Origin of the sequence: Neobacillus drentensis NBRC 102427 (genome assembly GCF_001591445.1) — a bacterium.
GTDB lineage: Bacteria > Bacillota > Bacilli > Bacillales > Cytobacillaceae > Neobacillus > Neobacillus drentensis.
This window is the reverse complement of record NZ_BCUX01000057.1, coordinates 1-16,625: the sequence shown is the minus strand read 5'-3', so window position 1 is coordinate 16,625 and position 16,625 is coordinate 1. Positions and strand designations below refer to the sequence as shown.

Sequence of the window (16,625 nt, the reverse complement as noted above, 5' to 3'; positions counted from 1 at the left end):
TCCTTCTTTCTTACTTGCAGGTATATTTGATATTTTTGATTATGCATTCCAATCTGAGGAAACAATAGTGTATTGTAAAATTTATGAGTTTATCTATCTATTAGGTTATCAAAAGATGGCGTTAGGGTAAATTGCAACAAATTTATAGGCTATAACAATTCGTTATACCAAGTAAGTCCATCAGCTTTGTTAATGATATATACTAGTTACGAATCCCTATTATGGTTAGGAGGGTCATTCAGTTGAACATAGAGAGTTTAAAGATGTTTTGTTTAGTTGTAGATGAAGGCAGTATCAGTCAAGCAGCAAGATTAAGTTATGTATCACAGCCTGCTGTAACGAGACAAATTCATCAATTAGAAAACGTTTATGGCACCTTGTTATTTGATCGTACGGACGGAAAGATGAAGGTAACCGAAACGGGAAGAATGTTATATCCATTTGCAAAAACGATTATTAATGACTTCAATCGTTCCAAAGAACTAATTAAACAAGTCACGGGAGAGTATAATACCAACCTTCACGTGGGTGCCTCTTTTACCATCGGGGAATATTTATTGCCAAGCTTGTTGGGTCGCTTTAAAAAACAAAAGCCTGAAATAAAAGTATCGTTAACCATTAAAAATACACCAAGTGTGATCGAGGATTTAGCCAATGATGTGATCGACTTGGCTTTGGTTGAAGGGATCGTTGAAAACAATGATTTTATCGTCGAAAAATTTGCAGACGATGAGCTTATCCTCATTTGTTCGCCTGACCACATATGGAGAGAACAGATCAGCATGGAAGAGCTGGCAGATGAAATGATGATTTGGCGTGAATCCATTTCAGGAACACGACTTATTGTAGAAAACACATTAAGGGAGTATGGGGTACTAGAGAAAATTGATAGTTATATGGAGTTAGGGAGTACCCAGGCGATAAAAAGTGCTGTAGAAGCAGGACTAGGGATTAGTATCCTGCCAAGATTGACGGTAGCCAGAGAATTGGAACAAGGGACATTACGGAGTGTCGATATTTCCGGAGTAACAATTTTGAGAGATTTATGGCTTGTCAAAAAGCATCAGCGATTCAATAAAATGACCGTTACACAATTTTTGGAATTTATCGGGGAATAGAATAAGCTAACGGCTCGCCAATCGGCGAGTTTTTTTTTAATAAATTGTCCTAGGTACACAATGCATTGTGGCTAATGTTTTTCCAAACTTAACCGGATACATGAGTAGATTTAAGAAACTTTTAATATTTCATTAATAGGCAGTTTAGGGTATTTGTCTATGATGATTCTGTACCATTAATATAGTTGGAGGAGGAACGTCAATGAATAAGAAAGTGCTAGCTGTTGCGGGCATTAGTGGATTATTAATGGCAGGAGGTGTTTTATCTGCATCTGCGTCCACATCTGGATACGACCTGTTCAAAACGGCCGTGAAGAAAACACACACGATCGACAGTTTTACTGCCCATACCACCGCATCATTAACGGATAACGGTAAGGAGATTTATCAGGTGGATTCCTTGAACACCCTTAATGTAAAGGATGAATCCGGTAATAGTTCCGTCAGTGTGACAAATGGCGGTAAAACGACAAAGGTAGATTATTTTTCAAAGGCCGATCAAACGGTCGTGAAGAGCAGCAAGGATGAAAACTACTATGTCAAACAAGAAAAAGAAGATAAGAAAGAGTCTAACCGAAGAGAACATAAAGATGAAAACATCTCACCACAAATGCAAAAAGATGTAGAAGCCATCTTTGATGCGGTTACAAAAAATTATCAAGACAAGATTATCACGAAAAATGGCGCCAATGGAAAAACAGAATTAGAGCTTGATCTTTCTAAAAATCAAATACCTGCCGTTGGACAGGCGGTTGTGTCCTTCTTCCTTAAGAATATCGACCAACAGAAGGATCATGTCGAAAAGGAAAAATTTGGTTCCCTGCAGTTTGCTGATCTAAAACCACAGCTTCCACAACTGAAAAATAACATAAACGTATCCCGTGTCGTCCTAAACGGTGCAGTGGATAAGAGTGAATACTTAGTCGGCCAAGAAGCTACGATTTATGTTTCCGGTGATGATGTAAATGGAACACACCATGACCTTGTTTTAAAGCTTGCAAACAAATTTGATCAGTTAAATCAGGCCAAAGTTTCAAGCGTTGATTTGAAAGGCAAAAAAGTTGTCACCGTCAAAGAAAAGCATGATAGGCATGAAGATTAATTTGCAAAAATAAACAACGAGGCAGGGGGACTTTTCCTCTGCTCTTGTTTCTAAAATTTGAATATTACAAGCAGGAAGCTTGTTTAGATAAAACTACTGTATAAAGGAGTGAGCTGTGTGCCGGTTCTTGAAGTGCAAAACGTTACGAAGCAATATAAAAATGGACGTGGTGTTGAAAATATTAGTTTTTCCATCGAACAGGGTGAAATCTTCGGGCTGTTAGGACCAAACGGTGCCGGAAAAACAACGCTGATGAAGTGTATCGTGGCATTATGCCGCCCCGATCAGGGAGAGATTTCGATTAATGGGTATCATGTCAAGGAACAATTTGAACAAGCGATGCAATCGGTTGGAACACTCATCAGCGGGGTGGAGGCGTTTGATTTTTTAACCGCTTATGAAAATCTTCAAGTAGTATCGCGACTGTATCCATCTCTTGAAAAAGGGAGATTAGACGAGGTACTACAGTGGGTTGGAATGGAGGAACATAAGCATGAAAAGGTGAAATCCTTTTCAACGGGAATGCGGCAGAGGTTATATTTGGCAGCTGCTTTACTCTCCAACCCGACTTTGGTGATCTTAGACGAGCCAACGAACGGGCTCGATATTGAGGGGAAACTTGATTTTCAAGAACTGATTAGCCGGTTGGCAAAAGAGGAAGGTGTCACGTTCATCCTCTCCACTCATTTGATCGATGAAGTGGAGCGTTTATGTAATCGAATCGCGATCTTGTCAAAGGGGAAAATTATTGGAGAAGTGGCGAGAAATCAATTAGAAGAAGGGCAAACCTTTGAGTCCTTTTATATGAGCAAAATTAGGAAAGGAAAGGAAGTGAACCAAGATGCTGAACTTACAAAATGAGTGGACCAAATTAGTACGAAAAAAATCAACGATTGTCTTGTTATGCCTCTCAGCCTTATTCCCTTTACTTGTCGGACCTGCTATTCAAATGATGCAAAGCAAGTTTGGCTTTACCGCCTTTGACGGAGAGTCTTTCCCACTTGTGATCTTAAGTTTAGCCGTCACCTTTTACCTGCCATTATTACTGGCACTTTGCGTCAGTGATCTGTTTGCAGGGGAGCAAGAGCAAAAGACACTATCCTTCCTGCTTGTCAGGCCGCTCTCACGGTTCAAGCTGTTCACTTCCAAGATTGTCTGTACGGGCATCTATTTATTGACTCTTTTACTCGTTGTCTGTTTTTCGTCATTAATTACAGGAGCCATTTGGCTGGAGAACTTCACCTTCAGTGGCTTGGCAGTAGGTATATTATCATTTTTGTTATCCTGGTTTCCATTAATGGCCATGGGAATCCTCTTGGTCTTCCTTGCACAATGGGTTGGCTCAAGCAGCAAGGCGTTAACCTTTTCGATACTTCTTTACTTAGTAATGGTTGTCCTAACGTATCTAGTTCCAACCATTGCCGCATGGCTGCCGGTATACGATAGCAACTGGTATCAACGCTGGATTAATAATGGGTTGAATGTCGCAACCTTCGGCAGAAGCCTTTATCTTGTATCTTTTTGTGCATTATTCTTCACACTAGGATACTATAAGTTTAGTCAAAAAGAATTTTAATGAAGAAAGTAGTGTTTCGATGTCCATTCGTTTAAGACTTTTATTATCTAATCTCGCCATGATTCTCGTGCCCATTATATTTGTCTGCTTATCTGCACTTTTAGTGGCCTTACTTTTTAGAGGGGATATGAAAGAATTGCGAAACATCTACATGGCACCGGAGCACTCAAATCATATCACGGAAAGAAATCAATTATTGATTGATCTGCACAAGGAAACCATGAAGAATCCTGGAACATTTTTGGATCAAACCTATTTACAGAAAATTGACAGTCAATTAAATAAAACAGGCGGTACCTCATTAGCCGTAAGAAAAGGACAGCAAATGATTTATGTACCCTCCAAATTAAAAGGATTGGAAATGGATGAACTGCCGCCATTCGGTTTTTTCGGCGAAGTGGATCCAGTCGAACGAATTGATCATCAATTTGTCTCGATAAAAAAACTTGATTTTTTCTATCCTGACGGGGCAGAGGGTTCATTGTTCTTTGTAACGGATGCCAGCAGTTTTGCTAAATTTGTCCGTACCTCGTTCCCGATATTATTTATTGGGTTGATCATTGTTTTAATCGGCACGAATGGATTGTTGACTTACTATGTGTCGAGAAGCATCATCCGGCCGATTCGTGGGTTACAAAGGGCTGCCAAACGGATGAAAGAAGGCGATCTGACACTTCCCATTCCGGTAACATCCAAGGATGAAATGGGGCAGCTTGCTCAAGGATTTGAAGAAATGAGAGTCAGGTTAAAAGAATCAATTGAAACGCAGCTCGCCTATGAGGAAAATCGCAAAGAACTGATCGCCAATATTTCTCATGATTTAAAAACGCCGATTACGACCATTAAAGGATATGTGGAAGGGATTAGGGACGGTGTCGCTAACAGCCCTGAAAAAATCGACCGGTACATGCAAACGATTCATTCGAAATCCAATGAATTGGATCATATGATTGATGAACTCTTTTTATACTCTAAATTAGACTTGCAGCGGTTGCCGTTTCATTTTGAAACTATTCATTTTGATCACTACCTCCAGGATTTTGTGGAGGAGCTCCGCTTTGCTCTAGAGGAAAAACGGGTTGAAATTGCGCTAAATATAGACAAAGGCGAGTATCTCATCATGGGGGACCGTGAGCATTTGAAACGGGTGATTACCAATATTGTCGACAATTCGTTGAAGTATATTGATAGAGCTGACAAGTTGCTTTCGTTTCATTTATCGACAAGAGATGATGAGGTTCTGTTCAAGATGACGGACAATGGCCCAGGAATTGCGGAAGAGAATTTATCGATCATCTTTGACCGCTTTTATCGCGTGGATACGGCGCGCGGCACGGAAAAGGGTGGAAGTGGACTCGGCTTATCGATTTCCAAGAGAATTATCGAAGAACATCATGGCTCCATCTGGGCAGAAAGCAGGCAAGGGCAAGGAACAACAATTTCTTTTACGTTAAATAAAGCGGGTGAGAAGATATGAAACGAATTTTAATCATAGAAGATGATATAAGTATCGCAGAACTTGAGCGGGATTACTTAGAAATTGACGGTTTTTCGGTTGAGATTGCTTTCACAGGTGATGACGGCCTACAAAAGGCGTTAAGCGAGGAGGTCGACTTGGTGCTGCTCGATCTGATGCTGCCAGGGGTTGATGGCTTTCAAATTTGCAAAGCAATCCGAGCCGAAAAGGATATTCCAGTCCTTTTGGTTTCAGCCAAAAAAGAAGACATTGATAAAATCCGTGGTTTAGGATTGGGGGCAGATGATTATATTGTCAAGCCCTTTAGCCCAAGTGAATTGGTCGCAAGGGTAAAGGCGCATCTCTCTCGGTATCAACGACTTATTGGAAAGGAACCCCAAAGTGACAGTATTATGATCCGGGGTCTGCGGATTGATCAGGCCCCAAGACGGGTTTATGTAAATAACCAAGAGGTGGTTATCACAACAAAGGAATTTGATGTCCTCACCTTTTTAGCCCTTAATCCGAATCGTGTGTTCAGCAAGGAACAATTATTTGAAAAGCTATGGGGCTATGATTCCTTGGGTGAAATTTCAACCGTAACCGTCCATATTCGAAAAATTCGTGAAAAAATCGAATCCGACCCCTCCAATCCCCAATACATCGAAACCGTATGGGGCGCCGGCTACCGGTTCAAAGGGTGACGCAGGGGGAACGGTTCGACTAGCTTTTTGTCTTAGTTTTTAAAGCAACAATAGAAAATCTTAAAAAGGGTAGGTAGAGTATGTCACATTTTATTCAATCCATCTTTGATTTGCTTTCAAGTCTTGGCTACATAGGAATTGCCCTTGGTTTAATGGTAGAAGTCATCCCAAGTGAAATCGTATTGGCATATGGCGGTTATTTAGTTTCGATTGGAAAGATCTCATTCATTGGAGCAGTGATTGCAGGAACAATCGGCGGTCTCATAGCACAATGGTTTTTATACTGGCTGGGCCGTTATGGGGGAAGACCATTCCTTAATAAGTACGGAAAGTATATATTGATTCAGCCGCATCATATCGATCTTGCCCAGCAATGGTTTAGCAAATATGGATCAGGCGTTATTTTTACAGCACGGTTTATTCCTGTTGTAAGGCACGCCATTTCGATTCCTGCGGGGATTGCTCGTATGTCGTTTGCCAAGTTCAGTCTTTATACGGTTGTAGCGATTATTCCATGGTCAATTCTTTTTCTTTATCTAGGGATGACCTTGGGAACGAAATGGGAGCAAATTAATCAGGCAGCAAAGCCCTATGTTACACCAGCCATCATGATCGCGATTCTTTTTACCATTGGGTATGTCATTTATAAATGGAAAGGGAAAAAAAATGAAAAGAAATAGAAGACTTCATTGTTTTAAAGGATGCAATTTAACAATTTTTTAATCTTTTTTTCATTCTGTCTTAAGGCTACTAGTTTACTATTAGGCTGTAAACATCAATGGAATTGGTGGAGGAGATGGTATGGAGATGAATGCTGAAAAGAAAGATAAAATTCTCATTTTATCTGCCTCATTTGGAGACGGGCATAAACAAGTAGCCAATGCACTTAGTGAAGCCATCCAATTTACACTTCCACATGTTGAGCCCATTACAATCGATATCATGGAGTGGCTGCATCCCTACCTGTTTCCCATCAGTCATTACTTTTACAATCGAGTGATTAAAAAGTTTCCTCAAGTGTACAGCTATTTATATAATAGAACACGTGAAAAAAGCCCTTTCTCTGTAAAGTTAAATACCTTTTTTACGCTAGGAATGAGTTCAATGCTTGAAGTGATTGAAAAAATCCAACCTACCGTGGTCGTAAGTACGTACCCATTTGCTGCTGGAATCATGTCTAAACTAAAAGAACATGGATTAGTCAACATACCAGCTGTAACGATTATGACTGATTACACTGACCATTCGTATTGGATCTATCCTTTTACAGATCACTATATTGTGGGATCCAAGCAGGTAAAGGACCGCCTGGTTTCTTTAGGAATAGAAGGCCATAAAATTAACCATTCAGGTATCCCTGTCCTTAAAAAATTTATCAATACACAGTCCCGAGAGTGCCTCGCTAAGAAATATCAGTTGAACCCTTCCCAGTTTACACTCCTGGTTATGGGTGGAGGAGAGGGCTTTATCGGAAAGGGGATATCGACCTTTCAGGTTTTAGAGAATCTTTCCTCCCCCATTCAATTGATCATTGTTTGCGGCAGAAATAAGAAATTAAGAAATCAACTGGAGGAAGAGATTAGAAACACCAAGCATCATATTCTCCTTCTTGGTTATAGCGAAAATATACATGAGTTGATGGCAATGTCTGATTTAATGATTTCGAAACCCGGGGGTGTCACAACGTCAGAGGCACTGGCGATGGAGCTCCCGTTATTACTTTATCATCCACTTCCAGGCCAGGAAGAAGACAATGCCCAGTTCTTAGTGGATGCCGGATTAGCGCTTTTGGCTGAAAATGACCACGATTTAATTGGGAAAATTGAAGGTGTAACAAAGAACTTGGAATTATTAACCAGGATGCAACAAATGGCAAGACAGTATCAATCCAAAACATCTTCTGTTGATGCGCTTGATGTCATTATTCAGATAAAAAACCAGGTATACGAGCAAAAGAATGCTTTTATAACGATGCCGATGAGGCAAAGCGTTTAAATAGGATAATGACGAGTGCCATCTTCCTTTTAACGATAGTAATCTTAGTCCTCTGTTTGACGAAAACGAAAAAAGAGGAGCTTCCTGATTTAAAGAATGAATAATGGTCCTATTTACTTATCACACTATTATCGACAGTCCCAATTACAAATTGTTTGAGAGGACCATTTTATGAATCTAAAAACCCACCTATTGATCGCTTTCATCATTAGTTTAGTCTGTGTAGTCGGTTTCGCCCTTACGTCGTTGTTCATAAGTGACCATAAAATTATTGATTTTGATCGCAATATCATAGCAGCCATTCAAGGACTCGAATCACCCTTGTTAACTAAAGTGATGAAATTATTCACTTTTATTGGTTCGACGCCGGTTGTGATCGTCATCATTATCCTATTAATCATCTTTCTTAAAAAGGTTTTGCATCATCGGTTAGAATTAATTTTCCTTATTTCAGCCATTATTGGCTCAGCCGTTTTAAACCAAATTTTGAAACAGGTTTTTCATAGAATCCGTCCCAATTTTCATCGTCTCATCGATATTTCGGGGTACAGTTTCCCAAGCGGCCATGCCATGAATGCGTTTACTGTTTATGTGACCATTTCCTTCTTGCTCTGGCGTCATATTCCAAGTAGGTGGGGAAGGAGTTTGTTAATCTGCATTAGTACTGTGATGATTCTAGCTATTGGAATTAGTCGAATTTATTTAGGGGTTCATTATCCCAGCGATATCATTGGCGGTTATTTAGCAAGTGGATTCTGGTTAGCCGTTGCCATTTGGTTTTTCCAATATTATAAAGAAAAACGATATAACAAAAAATTAAAACGTAGTTAACTTCAAATAAAGCAAGAACCTTCTCCATGGTCTTTTGGAAATTACCTAAATTGTAAAAAAACCCTTCAAAATTTCAAATTTGAAGATAAAATGGCTATCAATTTGTATGAATTTGATAGTCATTTTTTGTTGATGAATTTAAAATAAAAAGGTGGAAAATTACTGAATTATATAAAAATGGGGGTATCGAAATATGAGTGTTTATGCAAATACTCCAGAACCACCTTATTATGCGGTGATATTTTCTTCACAGCGTACTGAAGGTAACAATGGTTACGGTGAAATGGCGGATAAAATGGTTGAGTTGGCATCAAAGCAAAAAGGGTTTTTAGGGGTTGAAAGTGCTCGTGACGATGCGCTTGGGATCACCGTTTCCTACTGGGATTCTTTAGAATCGATTAAAAAGTGGAAAGAAAACGCTGCTCACAAAGTGGCACAAGAAAAAGGGAAATCCATTTGGTACCAAGGTTTTGCCCTCCGAGTGAGCAAAGTCGAAAGACAAAACTTTTTTGAAATGTAATAATTTCTTTATTTGCCTTCTTAAATTTACGGGTGCAATAGTTGGTACTCAATATAAGAATTCTTAAGCGGAGAATTTCCTGCTAATGAATTTAGGGGAACCTTAAGGAGCGGAAATAAGCGGAGATATTCCGATTAACTGCTCTAAATAAGACAAAATCCAAAGATTTGGATAATATAAACGGAAAAACTCCCCTTATTTTTAAGGAAATATGGGTATTTCCCAATTTAGCCGGAATTTTTCCGCTTATTTATATGCTCGCAATCATACTGGATTATGTTTAGTAAAGTTGAATATTCAGCCGCCAATTTTGGCGGCTTTTCTTATTGAGCTAACCAAGCAGGATAATTGAAGAGAGAGATGGAAAAATCCATCTCTCTAACAATTAAACTACTGTATCCAAAGTTTAAATAATCCTTCAGTTACTCCTAGGTTGTACATATAAAATATCCCAAACATTATACTAATGACGCCTGTTATTTGGGTAAGTGTTTTGTTCAGTCTTACTTTTTTGGTACTAAAAACAAATGGAATCCCTATAATTGTAGTAAAGAAAAGCATTCCAATAATTGTTCCTACACCGAATATAAGGATATAAACAGCCGCTTCCCAAACACTTTTAACCGTACTCATAGTTAATAGAACCATAGCTCCACTTCCAGCAAGACCATGAACTAAGCCAATCACTAAGGATTTTAAATATGAAACATTTTTATGTTGGTGTTTATGCTCATGTTTACCACTATGTAAATGTGAGTGGACATGTTTATGTTCTTCCTCATCGTGTTCATGCTGATGAACGTGGATATTTTTAAATGAAAGTATAGTTGTAGTACCAAGGTAAACAAGCATAATACCGACTAAAAACTCTAAAGACATTGCCCATTTTTCTGGTATTTCACCTTTCATAAGAATAAGAATAATTCCAATAATAAATAATGTGGCAGTATGACCTATTCCCCAGAATACTCCTGCTAAAGACGAGCGAAGTAATTTTTTACTTTGACTTGCAATAGTAGACACAGCAATCACATGGTCTGGCTCGATTGCGTGCTTGATACCAAGAACAAATCCTAAGGCTAGAATTGATAGAAAACCAATCTCCATTATTTTTCCTCCCGTAAATAGTATATTAATAACTAAATAAAGCCAGAACCATTCAACAATAGAACGAACAGTTCTATTAAGCGTTTATTAAATAATAATAACACAGAATTAACTTAATATTTTTACATGATCAGTAAACTAGTTAATGAAAACGGAAGAAATTCTAGTTGTAACTTTTAGTGACAAGTCAGTGTACATAAATCTCCTTCTTCAACTAACTTCTGCATTACATACATACCGGTAATGCTTTTTCTTATTCAGCTAACGTGGCAGGATAATTGAAGAAGGAATTTTGAAATTTTATCGAGAATCTTTAATCTATTAAACATATTCTTAGGTGGTTTTTCGTATTACATAGCACGGAAGGAGATCAGCAAATGCCAAAATTAAATAGAGGTAAAACAAATAAATTAAGTATCAGATTATCAACGGGAGCGAATGAGCAAATAGAAATAGCAGCTAAAAATTTAGGAATTTCTAAATCTGGAACAATCCTTTTCGGGTTAACCAAACTTCTAAAAAATCCTCCTACTCTGTCAAAGATAGAACAATTAAAAAAGGAAATTACGTTAGAACCTTACCATTTTGTATTAACGGCTAATGAAGGACTGCTCAAAAGAGTCAATAAACTGGCAGAAGATTATGAAATAAAAAAGAATGTTTTGATTGGCTACATAGTTTCCGAATATTTCAAGAATATGAGTGAACCGATCAAGGAAAATGTAAAGTCAAAGCAATTTATGGTACAACTGAATGAAAATCTAAAAAAAAAGATGATTGAATATAGCGAGGAACATTATATTCCGTTAAGTGCTTTGGTTTCTTACTCCATATTACATGGTCCTTATGAGGGAATACCTAAATATGAAGAAGAGGAAACAGTTCAATTTTTCACGAATGTACCTGGTTACATTGGGGAAATGGTGAAGGAACACGCGGAAAAGTACAATATAAGAGAACATTTTTATACTTCACTTTGTTTATATAAGTAGATTATGACTCCAGAAGGAAGATTCTTTGAATAGAAAAAGGACCGATAGGCGGTCCCTTTTTTGGTTATAGGTAATTGAACTACCAAGAAAATAAACCTCTCTAACACTGAAAAAACAATACCAAAGAAGACCAGTCACTTTCGGTTTAAAAAAATGGAGAGAGCCACAATTCAATGATTTATGTATTGGATTGACTGGATTAAAAACCAGTTTGGACAGTTCAATATATTTTCAGTCTCTATGCTGAAGCGTTGGTTTTTTCCGCTTCATGGATGGCTAACAGGTGCAGAAGATAAAGTAAGTGATCGCTACTGCGGTCTTTTTCTTATTCGACTAAAGAAGCAGGATTGTTGAAGAAGAGATTCTTTTAAAATAAAATTTGAAGTACATAAATTCTACAGACAAAGGGATGGGAGAAATGATAAAGGGGCTATATGAAGCACATTTACCTGTAAAAAGTTTAGAAGTTTCAATTGAATTTTACCGAAAATTAGGTTTGAAGTTAGCTTGGCGTGATGAAGACACCGCATTCTTTTGGATAGAAGAAGGCAAAAGCTGGTTAGGATTGTGGGAAGCGAAGGAGTACCAAACTCCATACCACCCTTCTTTAAGACATATTGCTTTTCGAGTCACATATGAGGATTTAAAAGAGTCTGTAAAATGGCTTGAATCCATCCAAGTTGAACCTGTACCTTTTGGAAGAAGAACTTCGATTGAGCCTTTTGTAAGACCAAATCAAGGAAATGCTTCGGTTTACTTTGATGACCCAGATGGAAATAGTTTAGAATTGATGTGTTATGTTGAAGTTCCTCGTGAATTAAAACATATTGCGGAAAAGCTGTCATTTGAAGACTGGGAGAATTTAGTCAGTAGTAAATTGAAATAAATGAAAACCCCATTTCTCTTAGATTGTGAAGAATTGCACTTAAACTAATCGGGTGCGTTAGTTAAATAAGAGAAAGTTAAATTTTAGGAAGAACAGCTAGATTTTTCTGGCTGTTTTCTTTTTACTTAAAAATCAACATAATTATTTAACAGAGCCAGTAGAATAAAGTAATACTTGAAGCCACTTAATAAAAGGGGAGGTATTTTATGGGTGATAAGAATGTACGATGTGACTTTTGTAACTACTATTTCGAAGAAAATAACATCCTAGATACAAGCTATGAGTGGAAAGCATGCGAAGATTGTGCTGATGAGTTGATTAAGTGCGGATGCTGTAGCCAGTTGTTCCTATATGAGGAATTAAGGAAGGATAAAATAGATGGAATTTACTACTGTGAAAATTGTCCGTAGTAATAGATAAATTTAAAGGATAAGTTAAGAGTGGCTGAAATGGTCGCTCTTTTTTATGTGGATATTTAAGCAATTCCCTTTGTTTTATATTTTAAATTTACAGAAAAGTTACATTGTGAAGGAATACACTTAAGCTAACGTGGCAGTTTAGTTGAATTGGCTGGGACAATATAATGTTTCAATTATCCAATCGATTAAGAGACTTAAATAAAAAACTATACCCCTTAAGAAAAGGGGTATAGAATAGCCTTCGATTATTAGAAGTCTAGGGCTGTGTTTGAACTATCAATCACGATCCCAGTCATCACGAGCTACTGCTAAACCACTAAACGAGATTGGTCCTACAACAGCTGCTTCTGTGCCATTTGTAATATTTTCAGCGGTCAATTGATAAAGATGTGTTCCCTGTCCTACATTCATATCAATAGCTTGGAATGTCACAATATAATTAACCTCTGATGTAGTATCCGATTCTACTCCCTCTTGAGCTCTAAAGATTTCTTTTCCATCACGAAAGATCTTAAATAAAATTTGTGATGTACCACTTACCCCCCGAACGCCTACTGTCGCAATTAATTCTACACGATTTTTATTTGCATCCCTTCGAGGTACAGTTATACGGATAGATGCTAGTACAATACGTTTAGGAGAATGAGGAATAGCAAATGGGTTATTATTGTTAACTTTAAGAATTGGTTCTGTTGCTTGATAATCAATAATACGAAACATTATTTCACCCCCTTGATTTTTATAATATAAAGTATGTGGTTAAGTGAGAGTTAGATTGGACAAACAGTTAATAATATTGGGTTTTTATTGCCTTAAAGGATAAAAAACTTTCTTTTCCTAAGATGTTTTTGTTGATGTTACAAAAAAATAAGCCCATTTGTTATATACAATAAAAAAGAAGAAACTTGTTAAAGTAACGGGTGCAAGAATTGAAGATCCAACTGTCAATTAGGCAGCTTTTTCTTATTGTGCTAAAGGTGCAGTTTAGTGGAAGAAAGATTTTGATATTTGTGGTAATATAAGGTTTATTTGGAGTTATTTACTGGGGAGAGGATTAGATGGAAAATAGTAAACATTTATATAAGTTGGGGGATTACCGTTTATGGCTAAACACTGAAACAGGAGCATTACAAATAAAATTAGACGGAAATAAAGAATTGTATAACATACCAAAAAAGACTAAGTTGTACGAACGGCTTTTAAATGATTTTTTTAGCCAATCTGCTGACCAGGAAAATAATAATTTACAGACTTAAGATTTTCTCTTTTATGATATATTAAGAACGTACGATGATTAGAGTAGTCATAGGGGCTGCTTTTTTTCTTGTTTAACTAACGAGCAGGATAGTTGAAGAAGGAATTCAATCTATATTTATAGAAATAGTAATATTTAACAATGTTGAGAGTTGCACTTATAGTATTTTTACAGTTCAATAATTTTCTAATGGGGAGGGGCTTTTTTGCAGATTTTTTTTAGATATAACTGGATGGTAAGAGAAGACTGGTATCGTTGGTGTGAAGATTTAAGTGAAGAAGAACTTCTTCAAAACCGAACGGGTGGAATGGGAAGTATATTGCATACACTTTTCCATATTGTTGATGCCGAATGGAGCTGGATACGTGTCTTACAAGGTAAAACTGACTTTCAGGAGAGTTTCGATGGTTATAAAAGCTTGAATAAGGTTCGAAAATTGGACGCTGAATTTCATTTAGAAGTGGAAAACTTTGTGAACAACTGGGATGCTAGTATGGAAAATCGTTTATTTTACGATACCTTACCAGATGGAAGAATTGTGACGGATACTTGGGGTGAAATCATGCGACATACCATTGCTCATGAAATTCACCATATAGGACAATTATCAATTTGGGCAAGGGAAATCGGAAAAAAGCCTGTTTCTGCAAACCTTATTGGTCGGGGTCTTTCCTCTTATTCCAATAAATAATTCAAATAGAAATTAATTTAGTCGGTTTCTGTATTTTAATGGGTGTGATAATTTATTAAGAATCAACTTTTCCTTGTTGTTCTGGGGATTCAGTTTTGTGGGGCAATATGAGTTTGTCAAGAATTGTACTTAAAGTAACGGCTGCTTTTCTTCCATTTTTAAAATTTTATAAGCCGAAAATATACAAGTTATTTCACCACTTGTAAATTTTCGGCTTATTTTCATTCAATGAATATACTGCCATAACCAGCATTTTTTAATTTCCAAATAATAAATATTAAGCTGTTTGCTTTTGGTTTCTTCTTGATCGACCATCCTTTTTATTTGATTTTGTTCTTGATTTAGACACTCTAAATAATAGTACAAATCCCGCACTCAACAATAAAGCCCATACAAGTGCGAATTTATTACCACTTAAATATATTCCTATAATCGGTATCAACAGAAGTACGATGCTTTTCAGGTAATAATTTACTTTAGGATTAATGACCATCAAAACTGATATCATAACAAGCAACGAAGTTTTGATGTTATTCCCCATAAAGGAGTGATTAGTGTAATTTACGTAGAAGTAATACCCATACGATCCTAAAATTGCAAATAAGGAAAGATAAAATCTTATAAATGAACTTTTATAAATCAGAATCCAAACTGCAATAAAATTAATACCTGCACATATTCCAAGTACAAATAATGTATGATAAACCGTAAAATTTCCAATAGGATCTTTCATAAAGTTCCAAATGAATTTGAAGTTGAAACAAACAGCTGCTACTACAAATATTTTAAAGACTAGATTTAATGAAAACATTTTTCCTTTCTTTTTCTTATTTGACGATCTGGATCTTGATGGCGAATATACTCCTGCTTCTCTCCCTTCATCTACTTTTTTCTTTTTCCTTCCCATAATCCATTGTTTATATCCTCTTTCTTCCGGTACCCTTTCTGCTTTGTGTCTAGTAGCGTAATCTCTTTCTATATATTCTTCATCATCAGCTTTTTCTACTTGTTGGTCTGAACTTGAATAAAAATCCAATGCCTATTCACCTCAAAAATATTTTTTTTATTATTATAACTTATTTAGATATAAGTAGTGATTTCTAAGCTCCTTTTTTAATAGAACTTTACCTCAAGTGTACCACTATTAATTTAGTTTATAAGGCACATATTGTGAATACTTAAATTTACTAGTCGTCTGCTTTTTTCTTTTTTTAAAAGCAAGATTGTGAAATATTGTACTTAAACTATCGGGTAGCATTACTGGAATAACGGTAATGCTTTCTTATTGAAGTAACGGGTCAGGTTAGCACATGAAGAGGAGTAAATAAAATGATGTCGAATATATATTTATTGGTGAAATTTGAAGCATTGGAGGAAACATTTTGAAAGAATATAAGATTGAAAATAATATTCCCACATTGGAAGAATACAAATATTTGTGTGAGTCTGTGGGATGGACCAATTATATGAATTTTGAAGTAGCGGAAACATCACTAAGAAATTCTATTCACTGCATCACAGTCAAGGATAATGAACAAATTGTGGGTATGGGAAGAATTGTTGGCGATGGGGCTATTTATTTCTATATCCAAGATATAGTGGTTCATCCAGATTATCAGAAAAATGGTATTGGAAATGAAATAATGAATCTTTTGGTTGAATACTTAAATATTAATGCCCCAGATAAGGCGTTTATTGGTTTGTTTGCATCACAAGGCAAAGAATCGTTCTATGAGAGATATGATTTTAAAGACTTCTCACCCAATATGACAGGGATGTTTACTGTAATTTCAAAAAAATAGACATAATAGATTTAAAATTAGGTTGGTCTGTTAAGTGGAATTAATATTGCTAAATTAACACATGCAAGAGTTGACAAGGAGTAACTTCTGCAACTCTTTTTCTTGTGTCTATTTAAAAGATATTCAGACAAACTGCTTTTTAAATATGTGAAAAGATACACTTAAACTAAT

At 36.6% G+C, this 16,625-nt stretch carries 20 protein-coding genes; 17 read left to right on the top strand and 3 right to left on the bottom strand.

Annotation, left to right across the window (positions count from 1 at the left end):
* Positions 1-242: 242 nt before the first annotated feature.
* From BDR01S_RS20745 to BDR01S_RS20700, 10 genes are all read left to right on the top strand, one after another.
* On the top strand, positions 243-1,118 hold the full coding sequence (locus BDR01S_RS20745; RefSeq protein WP_066254058.1) for a LysR family transcriptional regulator: 876 nt from the start codon (positions 243-245) through the stop codon (positions 1,116-1,118).
* A gap of 202 nt (positions 1,119-1,320) precedes the next feature.
* Complete coding sequence (locus tag BDR01S_RS20740) at positions 1,321-2,220, top strand: hypothetical protein (RefSeq protein ID WP_066254060.1); 900 nt, start codon at positions 1,321-1,323, stop codon at positions 2,218-2,220.
* 117 nt (positions 2,221-2,337) lie between these two features.
* Positions 2,338-3,081 carry an ABC transporter ATP-binding protein gene (locus BDR01S_RS20735; RefSeq protein ID WP_066254063.1) on the top strand — a complete coding sequence of 248 codons (744 nt, stop codon included), beginning with the start codon at positions 2,338-2,340 and terminating at the stop codon, positions 3,079-3,081.
* A complete protein-coding gene (locus tag BDR01S_RS20730) occupies positions 3,062-3,796 on the top strand; it encodes an ABC transporter permease (protein ID WP_066254067.1) in 735 nt (244 codons plus the stop codon). The genes BDR01S_RS20735 and BDR01S_RS20730 overlap by 20 nt, the downstream gene beginning before the upstream one ends.
* A gap of 19 nt (positions 3,797-3,815) precedes the next feature.
* Positions 3,816-5,273: a sensor histidine kinase gene (locus BDR01S_RS20725; protein WP_066254069.1), complete on the top strand. Its 1,458-nt coding sequence runs from the start codon at positions 3,816-3,818 to the stop codon at positions 5,271-5,273.
* A complete protein-coding gene (locus BDR01S_RS20720; RefSeq protein ID WP_066254072.1) occupies positions 5,270-5,956 on the top strand; it encodes a response regulator transcription factor in 687 nt (228 codons plus the stop codon). The genes BDR01S_RS20725 and BDR01S_RS20720 overlap by 4 nt, the downstream gene beginning before the upstream one ends.
* Positions 5,957-6,036: 80 nt before the next feature.
* On the top strand, positions 6,037-6,636 hold the full coding sequence (gene uptA, locus BDR01S_RS20715) for an undecaprenyl phosphate transporter UptA (protein WP_066254075.1): 600 nt from the start codon (positions 6,037-6,039) through the stop codon (positions 6,634-6,636).
* Between the two features lie 121 nt (positions 6,637-6,757).
* A complete protein-coding gene (locus BDR01S_RS20710; protein ID WP_066254078.1) occupies positions 6,758-7,951 on the top strand; it encodes an MGDG synthase family glycosyltransferase in 1,194 nt (397 codons plus the stop codon).
* 171 nt (positions 7,952-8,122) lie between these two features.
* Positions 8,123-8,782: a phosphatase PAP2 family protein gene (locus tag BDR01S_RS20705; protein ID WP_066254081.1), complete on the top strand. Its 660-nt coding sequence runs from the start codon at positions 8,123-8,125 to the stop codon at positions 8,780-8,782.
* A 193-nt stretch (positions 8,783-8,975) separates the two neighbouring features.
* A complete protein-coding gene (locus BDR01S_RS20700; RefSeq protein ID WP_066254084.1) occupies positions 8,976-9,302 on the top strand; it encodes an antibiotic biosynthesis monooxygenase family protein in 327 nt (108 codons plus the stop codon).
* Positions 9,303-9,692: 390 nt separating this feature from the next.
* Here the strand turns inward: BDR01S_RS20700 and BDR01S_RS20695 are convergent, their stop codons facing one another.
* Positions 9,693-10,409 carry a HoxN/HupN/NixA family nickel/cobalt transporter gene (locus BDR01S_RS20695; protein WP_066254087.1) on the bottom strand — a complete coding sequence of 239 codons (717 nt, stop codon included), beginning with the start codon at positions 10,407-10,409 and terminating at the stop codon, positions 9,693-9,695.
* Positions 10,410-10,786: 377 nt separating this feature from the next.
* Here BDR01S_RS20695 and BDR01S_RS20690 point away from each other — a divergent pair, with 377 nt between their 5' ends.
* From BDR01S_RS20690 to BDR01S_RS20680, 4 genes are all read left to right on the top strand, one after another.
* On the top strand, positions 10,787-11,401 hold the full coding sequence (locus tag BDR01S_RS20690; RefSeq protein WP_066254089.1) for a hypothetical protein: 615 nt from the start codon (positions 10,787-10,789) through the stop codon (positions 11,399-11,401).
* A gap of 180 nt (positions 11,402-11,581) precedes the next feature.
* Positions 11,582-11,755, top strand: a complete 174-nt coding sequence (locus BDR01S_RS25895; protein ID WP_169801466.1) for a hypothetical protein — start codon at positions 11,582-11,584, stop codon at positions 11,753-11,755.
* A 64-nt stretch (positions 11,756-11,819) separates the two neighbouring features.
* The gene (locus tag BDR01S_RS20685) at positions 11,820-12,287 is read left to right on the top strand and encodes a VOC family protein (protein ID WP_066254092.1); all 468 of its coding nucleotides are present in this window, start codon (positions 11,820-11,822) and stop codon (positions 12,285-12,287) included.
* A gap of 206 nt (positions 12,288-12,493) precedes the next feature.
* A complete protein-coding gene (locus BDR01S_RS20680) occupies positions 12,494-12,697 on the top strand; it encodes a hypothetical protein (RefSeq protein ID WP_066254096.1) in 204 nt (67 codons plus the stop codon).
* A 285-nt stretch (positions 12,698-12,982) separates the two neighbouring features.
* Here BDR01S_RS20680 and BDR01S_RS20675 read toward each other — a convergent pair whose 3' ends face one another.
* Positions 12,983-13,426: an exosporium protein C gene (locus BDR01S_RS20675; RefSeq protein ID WP_066254098.1), complete on the bottom strand. Its 444-nt coding sequence runs from the start codon at positions 13,424-13,426 to the stop codon at positions 12,983-12,985.
* Between the two features lie 338 nt (positions 13,427-13,764).
* Between BDR01S_RS20675 and BDR01S_RS20670 the strand changes: the two genes are divergently transcribed.
* Positions 13,765-13,962, top strand: a complete 198-nt coding sequence (locus BDR01S_RS20670) for a hypothetical protein (protein ID WP_066254100.1) — start codon at positions 13,765-13,767, stop codon at positions 13,960-13,962.
* A gap of 204 nt (positions 13,963-14,166) precedes the next feature.
* Positions 14,167-14,652 carry a DinB family protein gene (locus tag BDR01S_RS20665; RefSeq protein WP_066254102.1) on the top strand — a complete coding sequence of 162 codons (486 nt, stop codon included), beginning with the start codon at positions 14,167-14,169 and terminating at the stop codon, positions 14,650-14,652.
* A gap of 277 nt (positions 14,653-14,929) precedes the next feature.
* On the opposite strand, the gene BDR01S_RS20660 is transcribed toward BDR01S_RS20665, so the two are convergent.
* Positions 14,930-15,688, bottom strand: a complete 759-nt coding sequence (locus tag BDR01S_RS20660) for a hypothetical protein (RefSeq protein ID WP_066254105.1) — start codon at positions 15,686-15,688, stop codon at positions 14,930-14,932.
* 346 nt (positions 15,689-16,034) lie between these two features.
* Here BDR01S_RS20660 and BDR01S_RS20655 point away from each other — a divergent pair, with 346 nt between their 5' ends.
* Positions 16,035-16,454, top strand: coding sequence for a GNAT family N-acetyltransferase (locus BDR01S_RS20655; protein WP_066254108.1), 420 nt, complete (start codon positions 16,035-16,037; stop codon positions 16,452-16,454).
* Positions 16,455-16,625: the final 171 nt, after the last annotated feature.